This is a genomic window from Microcoleus sp. CAWBG640, assembly GCF_020883015.1.
Classification (GTDB): Bacteria; Cyanobacteriota; Cyanobacteriia; order Cyanobacteriales; family Microcoleaceae; genus Microcoleus; species Microcoleus anatoxicus.
The window spans coordinates 1-6536 of the sequence record NZ_JAHRFC010000154.1 but is presented as its reverse complement, the minus strand read 5'-3'; the positions used below and the strand labels follow the sequence as shown (position 1 = coordinate 6536).

Below are 6536 nucleotides of genomic sequence, written 5' to 3'. Positions count from 1 at the left end.
GGTAGTTCTTGTTGACCAACCGTTGAAACCCTTATTAAAGCGTTGGTTTCGGGAGTTGAGCCCCTTAAAGGGCTCAACTCCCGAAACCAAGCGGGGGAAGGGATTGGAATTATTGGAGATGTCTATTAATGAAACATACGAGCAATCCTTGGCGGTGATTTTTTTTGCCATCATTCCACCGGATTAGTTCGGTATTTGCAGTTGTCCGCCGTGGTGCATCGGCAATTTTTTCTAATGTACTTTCCCCTGGATTGAGGGATGATTCTACGGGAATACTTATTTTCTCGACTTCTCCGGTTCGTTTGCCAAATTCATTAACTTTGTGATTATGAAGGACAAAGTTTTTGATATAAATGCGCTGATTGGAAATATTAGTCAGCCTTAACATTCCCTGTTTGACTGTTTCTACTCGCAGCACGTAGGTAGGTGGAATGAAAGCAGCAAGAGATACAGAGGCGATCGCCATTCCTGTCAAAAGTGATAAGATATTTTTCATATTATAATACTTAAACTCTGATTTTGAGTCTTTATTTTACTACAGTATTAACCATTCAAAAAGTCACCCGGCGGTTGAAACCGCGTCTATACAAACAAAGTCCGCCTCCGCGGACTAAGAAGATCCAGATCGAGAATCTGGCAAATCTCCCAGCAGACGTTGTGCTAATTCTAAAAATTGTTCGGCTTGGGCGATTAATTGATTAGCCTCATCTTCGGGAATGGCTGATATTTATGCTCCGGAGATCCCCCTAAATCCCCACCCCCCCCTACCCCCCAAGGGGGGAAGGGGGACTTTGATCCGATTCTTGTCCCCCCCTTTTTAAGGGGGGATCGTCTTAAGTAAACCGTATTGACTAATAACCTAGCTGCCCGTAAGCTTTCACCTGCTTTTGTTAAAAGAGCAATTTGTTCTGGTATCAAATCAATACTCCTTCTCTACGAACATTTAGAAAGAAAGTCCGACAGGGGTTTAAACCCCTGTCTCATAGCTGAAGTCAGTTGAAACTGACTGAAGATTTGCCCCAAATTAAGACATATAAACCAACTCTTCAGTCCTCTTTGAGAGGACTTTCGCTATGAGACAGGGGTTTAAACCCCTGTCGGACTATTGGTTTGACCTGATTGTTGACACCTATGGGCAGTGCCGTCTCCTCCGTTTATATCATTTCAACCAATCACTTTTTTAATCAAATCTAACTTGCCCTGATAAGGAGCATATCTCCATTTCAATTCCAGCCAAAAAAACTTTTGTAACACGCTTTTGTAATGGGAAAAAGTATCAAAACTTGCTTTCCCGTGATAACTCCCGATGCCGCTTTCTCCAACTCCGCCAAAGGGCAAGGTTGTTACTCCCACTTGCATTACTGTGTCGTTGATACAAACTCCCCCAGAAGAAGTTTCCCGCAGAACTCGTTCTTGTTTCTGCTTATCCTTGGAAAAGAAATATAAAGCTAAAGGTTTGGGGCGGGCGTTGATTTGGGCGATCGCCTCTGATAAATCATCATACTCCAACACTGGCAAAATCGGCCCGAAAATCTCATCTTCCATCACCGGCGAATCCCAGGAAACTTGATCTAAAACCGTCGGTGCAATATATCTATCTTCCGGTTTCACTTCCCCGCCGATGACAATTTCTCCATCTTTGATGAACGCACTCAAACGTTCTAATTGCCGCTGATTGATGATTCTGCAATAGTCGGGACTTGTTTGCGGGTCGTTGCCGTATAATTCAAGAATCGATGCTTTAATTGCTGGCATCAAATCTGGCTTGATTTTGCGATCGACTAACAGGTAATCTGGAGCGATACAGGTTTGACCAGCGTTGATAAATTTGCCCCACGCAATCCGTTTGGCAGTGTATTCTAGCTGCACGTCTGAGTCTACAATGCAAGGACTTTTCCCACCTAATTCTAAGGTGACGGGAGTCAGGTGTTTGGCGGCGGCTTCCATCACGATTCTACCAATTTTTGTACCTCCTGTAAAGAAGATATGGTCGAATTTTTCAGATAACAATTGTTGGCTAATTTCTACACCACCTTCGATGGCGGCTATGTAAGCTGGATCGAAGGTTTTAGCAATCATGTCAGCAACAACTGCTGAGGTATGTGAGGCGATTTCTGAGGGTTTGAGGATGGCACAGTTGCCCGCGGCGATCGCCCCTACTAAGGGTGATATCATTAACTGAAAGGGATAGTTCCAAGGTCCGATGATTAAAACTACGCCTAAAGGTTCGGGAAAAATGCGGGCTGAGGCGGGGAATTGGTCGATCGATGTTGGCACTTTTCTGGGCTTTACCCAAGATTTCAGATTTTTGATGGCATACTTAACTTCAGCGATCGATGCGATTTCAAAGTAAGCCTCGAATTCCGGCCGATTTAGGTCAGCATTGACAGCATCCACTATTCGTGATTGATTAAGTTCGATCGCGCTTTTAAGTTTATGCAATTGTTCCAGCCGAAAATCCACCTCTTTAGTTTTCCCCGTCGCAAAAAATTGTCGCTGCTGCTGGAGCATATCGCTAACTAACATCTTTTGTCCTCCATGTTTATCAATAAATGTTAAAGCATTTCTGAAAATAGGCGATCGCAGCTAAAGTGCGATCGTGTTTCCCGGAAAGTCCCTGCATTTGAGATTAATGTTAAAATAAAAGGGTTGACATGGGTATTGTGTTTATGGTAACACTTCTGCTTGCTGTGAGTATGTGTCAATGTCACCAGTGTAACAGCTTGGCATGGGACAGGGATACTCCCAAAAGCTCGGAAATTACTGACAAAACTGAGGGCGGCGAATCTGTGACACCAGATTCAGCATTAGGGGAATTAGCCTAAAACAGGCAAATTATCTTAAAAAAGCGGGTTTCTGCCTAGGTCCACAGTTGACTAAAAAACCTTACTGTTTAAGAGTTTTTACTTAGTAATAGGAAGCAGAACAGTTGACTCTTGGCGATCGCCTAAGCAAACCTTTGATTAAGTGTCACACTTAGGCTCCTTTGTTTTCTCAAGCAGAAGCACTATCAATTAATGAGAGCAATTATCAAAGTAGCAACTCAGGTTCAGCGAGGACAACTGTCATACTCAGTTTCTATAGAGGATAACATTATGAAAAACATGACGACGCGACAAACTATAAGTGCCTTAGTAGCAATGCCTATTTTGCTCATGGCACAGACAACTCAATGTTTGGCTAGTATTAGTGCTATGACGGGATCTCCAATCAAACCAGTTTTGGTTGGTGGCGATGGGATGAATTCGGAGAATTTGCATTCACAATTCATCGCCGTTGAAGAAAGCGAAAATTGGGACTTACCTAATTTTTCTGAGGATGGGAATATACAGACAACCAAAATTAAGCAATCTCCTGTTAAATCAGAAATTACTTCCCCAGAAACAAAGCTTTATATCAGTGCAGCTAGGGGTAGATCCAGCCGCAGTTGTCGTATTTCAGGACTCTGCTAATCAATCCATAGTCATTTCCAAAAATATAAGTCTTAGGCTGGCAAGAAGCCTACCCCACCAGAGTGGTACAATTTGATGCAGTAATTGTAAATTTTTCCCCTAATTTTTGGTTGATTTTTATCGAAATGTGCTAAGAACACAGAAAGGATTTTTTCAGGGTATGTATTTTTTCGCTGGACTGAAACAATCATCGGCTATGTGATATCAAATCCGTTGACATCGGAATTATGATTTCTCTCTTCTCTTTCTCTGTGTCCTCTGTGTTCTCTGTGGTTTAATCATTCCGATACAACCGGAAACGATATGACATCTCCAAAAAAGGCGATCGAGGGCTGGGAGGATGGCTATCCCACAGAAATTAGAGGAGATTTCTATTTGACGATTTTTGGGAAGCAGAGAATTGTCCAACCGATTTCTCTATTTCTCGGTGGTTAATACCAACGGATTATTCAAATATTTTTTCAATATTTAATATGATTAATTCACACTACCAAGAAGATACACCAGGGCTGGAAAACAAAAATTCGCTGCAAACTCTCGCCCGCACTCTCAAAATGTCTCAGGGGCAGTTTTCTCTGACTTTGGTACGCTGCAATTACGGTGTTCTCCGAGAGCAAATTGTCAGACAATTGCACCAAGCTTGTGCGGTGGAAGTGCGAGAAATTTTTCTACCCGCATCTGTAAAAACTCTTTACACTACCATAGAAGCAGAACTTGCTGGTAGCCAGCCCCAGGCTTTGATGGTGTTTGGATTAGAGTCGGTAAATGCGATCGATAAAGTGCTGACTTCTACCAACTATGTCAGGGAAGAATTTCGCAATAACTTTCCCTTTCCGGTGGTGCTGTGGGTTACAGACAAAATTTTAAAAAAACTGATTCGCTTAGTCACAGATATTGAAAGTTGGACGACAACTATTGAATTTGTACTCCGCCCCGATGAGTTAGTAGACTTTTTGGGAAAAAGTGCCGATCGCATTTTTTCGGGTATTTTAGAAAACGGCAATTGGCGTTTAACTAATTCTGCCATTCTGGGTACTGGTGCCTTGACTGAATTAGAGTCAGCCAGGAAAGATTTGGAAACTTCCGATATCCGGGTGGAACCAGCCATTGAAGCTAGTTTACAATTTCTGCGCGGCCGCAACGAATATGCTTGTCAGCGCATGGATACTGCCATTGCATTATATCAGAAAAGTCTCAATTTTTGGAAGTATCAAGTAGGATTACTTGGTCATCAAACAGAATTTAGCAACTTGTTATTTACGATTCACCCAGCACCGGTATTAGAGGGGATTCTGCTCTTTCACATCGGGCTTTGCTACCGATTTCAAGCAGAACAGCACCGTAAAGGGAACCGTCCTTACTGGACGGAAGCTAAAAATTATTTTCAAGAATCTATTGATGTTTTAGAAAGAGCCGGACAGCAAGATCCTGTTGGTAAATTTATCAATCAATTAGGCGAAGTATTACAGTATTTAGAAGATTGGGATGCACTCTGGAATTTAGCTATCAAAGCTCGGAGGTTACATCAAAACATGGAAAATTCAGCAGTTAATTTAGCTCAAGATTATGGCTTTTTGGCTAAGGTAGCTTTAGAGCAGAAAAATTGGCAAGGGGCTAAGGAATGGGCTTTAGTGGCTCTAGATGTTCTGAACTCCAATTTAGATACCGCTGGACAAGGAACCTCGTTAAAGTCCCAGCATCAAGGCTTGTACCTGTTAATTTTAGCAGAAGCAGAGAAGGAAATTGGTGAAATTGAACAGGCGATCGCACATCTAGAAATGGCGCGAGCCCAAACCCCACCTTGCTACAACCCGCAGTTGTATTTGCGAGTGTTAGAACTGCTGCGATCGGTTTATTTTCAACGAGGGGAATATCTCCAAGCATTCCAAGTTAAGCAAGATTATCGATCGATCGAACATACCTATCGTTTCCGAGCTTTTATTGGTGCAGGAAAGTTGCAGCCCCACAGACAAGCAATGAATCCCACCACAGAAACTGTGGATGTCAATACTACAATTGCTGATGAAATTACTGCTTCCGGCAGAGAACAAGACCTCAACCGTTTGATAGCTAGGATGAACAGCGCCCAAAACAAAATAACAGTAATTTACGGTCAATCGGGAGTTGGTAAAAGTTCCATGGTCACGGGGGGATTAGTACCAGCGCTCAAACAAAAAAAGATAGAAAACCGCACGGTTTTACCAGTATTGCTACAAGTTTACAATAATTGGCCGCGGGAATTGACCAGACAGTTATCTGCTAGCAAATCGGAAATATTCGAGCGAGTAATTGCCGAAGATAGGTTAGGTTCAATCGAAGTCGAATCGGAAGGGGAAACCAGGGAAACCAATGACACTTTAATGGCGATATTAAATACCCACGAAAATCGCCCTACCGAAGATAAAATTGTTCCCGAACAGCCTGTAGAAGTAATCCTCAAAAAACAGACTATAGAATACGATAAAATCATCAAAGAGTTGCAAATAAATGCAGAACATCTAGTCACAGTTCTGATATTTGACCAATTTGAAGAATTTTTCTTTGTGTGGAAAGAACAAGCAGAAAGGGAAATATTCTTTGAGTTCTTGCGGGAATGCTTAAAAATCAAATACTTAAAAGTTATCCTATCTTTACGGGAAGACTATTTGCATTATTTGCTAGAATTTTGCAGACCAAAAAGCAATAAACAAATCATCAACAATGACATTTTAAGTGACATTCTCAGCAAAGATATTTTGTTTTATCTAGGCAATTTTTCGGTAGCGGATGCTACCGCGATTATTCAGAGTTTAACTCAACGTTCTCAGTTTTATTTGGAAGCGAGATTAATCAAAGAATTGGTCAAAGATTTAGCAGGAGACTTGGGAGAAGTTCGCCCCATAGAACTACAAGTTGTCGGTGCTCAACTGCAACAAGATGACATTACCACCTTAACTAAATATCAGGAACTAGGCAATAATCCTAAACAAAAATTAGTAGCCAAATTTCTCGAAGAAGTCATCCAAGACTGTGGTCCAGAAAATGAAGGAGCAGCCCGTAGAGTTTTGTACTTGCTGACGGATGAAGATGATATCCGTCCTCTGA

5 protein-coding genes and 1 pseudogene are annotated in these 6536 nt (G+C 41.9%); 4 read left to right on the top strand and 2 right to left on the bottom strand.

Translation table 11 applies throughout. The annotated features are described in order from the left end of the window. Positions 1-109 precede the first annotated feature (109 nt). Together AAFP11_RS29305 and AAFP11_RS29300 are read right to left on the bottom strand one after the other, a co-directional pair. A complete protein-coding gene (locus tag AAFP11_RS29305) occupies positions 110-496 on the bottom strand; it encodes a hypothetical protein (RefSeq protein WP_341740180.1) in 387 nt (128 codons plus the stop codon). A gap of 668 nt (positions 497-1164) precedes the next feature. After that, complete coding sequence (locus tag AAFP11_RS29300; protein ID WP_341740179.1) at positions 1165-2526, bottom strand: aldehyde dehydrogenase; 1362 nt, start codon at positions 2524-2526, stop codon at positions 1165-1167. Positions 2527-2669: 143 nt separating this feature from the next. Here AAFP11_RS29300 and AAFP11_RS29295 point away from each other — a divergent pair, with 143 nt between their 5' ends. The 4 genes and pseudogenes from AAFP11_RS29295 to AAFP11_RS29280 all read left to right on the top strand — a co-directional run. Then, on the top strand, positions 2670-2825 hold the full coding sequence (locus AAFP11_RS29295) for a hypothetical protein (RefSeq protein ID WP_341740178.1): 156 nt from the start codon (positions 2670-2672) through the stop codon (positions 2823-2825). 192 nt (positions 2826-3017) lie between these two features. Beyond that, the gene (locus AAFP11_RS29290; RefSeq protein ID WP_341740177.1) at positions 3018-3452 is read left to right on the top strand and encodes a hypothetical protein; all 435 of its coding nucleotides are present in this window, start codon (positions 3018-3020) and stop codon (positions 3450-3452) included. A 303-nt stretch (positions 3453-3755) separates the two neighbouring features. After that, positions 3756-3887 carry a hypothetical protein gene (locus tag AAFP11_RS29285; protein ID WP_341740176.1) on the top strand — a complete coding sequence of 44 codons (132 nt, stop codon included), beginning with the start codon at positions 3756-3758 and terminating at the stop codon, positions 3885-3887. Between the two features lie 38 nt (positions 3888-3925). Next, positions 3926-6536: pseudogene (locus AAFP11_RS29280) on the top strand (hypothetical protein); the annotation flags it as partial.

Coding starts and splice junctions, on each gene's coding strand:
- AAFP11_RS29305 (WP_341740180.1), bottom strand. CDS start 496: ATGAAAAATATCTTATCACTTTTGACAGGAATGGCGATCGCCTCTGTA.
- AAFP11_RS29300 (WP_341740179.1), bottom strand. CDS start 2,526: ATGTTAGTTAGCGATATGCTCCAGCAGCAGCGACAATTTTTTGCGACG.
- AAFP11_RS29295 (WP_341740178.1), top strand. CDS start 2,670: ATGGTAACACTTCTGCTTGCTGTGAGTATGTGTCAATGTCACCAGTGT.
- AAFP11_RS29290 (WP_341740177.1), top strand. CDS start 3,018: ATGAGAGCAATTATCAAAGTAGCAACTCAGGTTCAGCGAGGACAACTG.
- AAFP11_RS29285 (WP_341740176.1), top strand. CDS start 3,756: ATGACATCTCCAAAAAAGGCGATCGAGGGCTGGGAGGATGGCTATCCC.